The sequence below is a fragment of the Weissella cibaria genome, assembly GCF_004521965.1.
Lineage (GTDB): Bacteria > Bacillota > Bacilli > Lactobacillales > Lactobacillaceae > Weissella > Weissella cibaria_A.
Genome location: NZ_SDGK01000098.1, coordinates 1 through 332 on the forward strand (window position 1 = coordinate 1; position 332 = coordinate 332).

Here is a 332-nt window from a genome sequence, read left to right on the forward strand (position 1 = left end):
CGATACTCTTTGCTGTCTGACCCGAATTGTTTCATAACACTGATACGAACCTTGTTTAGTTCTCGGTATGCTTGAATTACGACGTGAAATCTGTCGGCTACGATGTTTGCGTTTGGAAATAAATCCTTAATCATAGCTCTGTAAGGGGTGAATAAATCCACAGTAATGGTTTTAACAGCAGCTCGAGCTGCTGGACTGTATTGATTGAAATAGGTACGGAGCTGACCAGCACCGCGATCCTTCATGACATCTAGAATGCGGTGGTTAACAGAATCGATTAAAATCATGCTCATTCCGCTAGTTGCGAACTCACCTGATTTGAAGTCGTCGAA

Annotated in this window: 1 protein-coding gene; it reads right to left on the reverse strand. The window is 42.8% G+C overall.

Annotation, left to right across the window (positions count from 1 at the left end):
• On the reverse strand, positions 1-332 hold a 332-nt coding region (locus tag EST42_RS10220), incomplete at both ends, for a transposase (protein WP_167711261.1).